Origin of the sequence: uncultured Campylobacter sp., assembly GCF_937997465.1 — a bacterium.
Lineage (GTDB): Bacteria > Campylobacterota > Campylobacteria > Campylobacterales > Campylobacteraceae > Campylobacter_A.
This window is the reverse complement of sequence record NZ_CALKTQ010000039.1, coordinates 1-1546: the sequence shown is the minus strand read 5'-3', so window position 1 is coordinate 1546 and position 1546 is coordinate 1. Positions and strand designations below refer to the sequence as shown.

The window sequence follows — 1546 nt, the reverse complement described above, 5'->3', positions numbered from 1 at the left end:
GCGCCGCCGCGTTAAATTGCTTTGCCTGCGCCGAAGCTGCCGCGAGCGCGCCTAGTTTTAAAAAATCTCGTCTTTTCATGATTCTGCCTTAAATTTAAATTGATTGGTTGATTTGGTTTAAATTTAGCGGAATTTACGAGGTTGAGTTTTGCATGGTTTGCCTTTTAACGTATTACGCGACCTCGCGTCTTAGCGACGATTTTACGAAATTTAGGCTTAATTCTCGTTTTAGCAGCCGTTTTAAAAATAGCGTAAATTTAGGCCAAATTTGATAATATCTCATCAAAATTTAAAGGAAGCAGATGTCAAATTTGAAAGCCGACTTTGAGATAAAGCCTAGCGCCGAGTATAAAGCCATGACGCGCGAGGTGGGCAAAATAGTCTATAAGGGCGATAAATTTATGCGAAACATACGTATATGCGACTTTACGGCGTCGGCTCTTGGCATGTTTTTTATCACGCTTTTGTGCGTCAAATTTTACTTCAGGGAGCTTAGCGACTTGCTTAGGGATTACGGTTTTAGCGGCGTGGAAAATCTAGCCTACCTATCGTGGATGGCCGCGTTTTTTACTCTGCTTTACGCTACTGGGCTGCGGCCTTGGCTGCTTACTCGCGCGCTGATAAATAAAGCAAACTACGGCGAATTCGGATCAAAAAGCGTGATCTTAGAGGATGGGTTTTTCGTGCAAAAAAGCAAATTCGGCGAGGGCAGATATTTTTATAACGTCATCAGCGACGCCCGCTATGTCGGTAGTTTCGTCGTCGTTATCATCGCAAACTCCATGTTTTACGCCGTGCCGCGCGAGGCTTTTTTAGACGGCGGAGTGGAGTTTTTAAGCGAGATAAGAAAGCGCGCGGGAGATGAGAGCAAATAATGGATAAAACTTATCTCGTAAGGAGTCCGAAATTTTTGGTGCGCGGCTAGCAATATTTTGTGAAGCTAAAAGCTGATTCTTTGAATCTGTTCGCATAATTAACGCGCCGCCTGAGATCGTATCTAGTGACTTTCCTTTACCAAAAGAAAGAACAATAGCATCACCGACACTTCCGGCAAGACGTCCGTCTGGGTAGTGAATATCGTATGAATGGGCGAGATCTTCAATAAGAAAAAGTTTATGTGCTTTGGCTAGCTTTTCAATTTCTGCTATGTCTACTGGTATACCAAGGTTATTTTGGACAACAACGGCTTTAAGGTTTGGATATTTCTTAATACACCGCTTAAGGGTATTCGCATCAAAATGCAGGGTTTTTGGATCGATATCTAAATAAATTGGCTGATACCCGGCAGTCCTAATCGCTTGCACTACTGCAAAACAGGTTAATGAAGTGATGGCAACGGCTGGAAGTGATTCTTTTTTTGAAGCTACTAGCGTCTTCGTTTTTTCAACAACAGAAGAAGAATTAGATATTGCCGGTATTTGCGAGAGTAGAGCCAAAGAAAGCGCGGTGCGTCCCGAATGAAAAAGATAAACATTCTTCTGGTCGACTTGATAATGTTCGGCAAAAAAATGTTTTAGTTTTATATAATCCTTCTTCGTGCCAAAAC

At 42.4% G+C, this 1546-nt stretch carries 2 protein-coding genes; one reads left to right on the top strand and one right to left on the bottom strand.

All coding sequences use genetic code 11. From position 1 onward, the window contains the following. Positions 1–302: 302 nt before the first annotated feature. Positions 303–875 (top strand): YcxB family protein, encoded by a 573-nt coding sequence (locus Q0546_RS01155; RefSeq protein WP_298789786.1) that lies wholly within the window; start codon positions 303–305, stop codon positions 873–875. Here Q0546_RS01155 and Q0546_RS01150 read toward each other — a convergent pair. Continuing rightward, positions 834–1546, bottom strand: a 713-nt coding sequence (locus Q0546_RS01150) for a DegT/DnrJ/EryC1/StrS family aminotransferase (RefSeq protein WP_298789784.1), incomplete at its 5' end; no start/stop codon positions are given. The two genes, Q0546_RS01155 and Q0546_RS01150, sit on opposite strands and share 42 nt — an antisense overlap.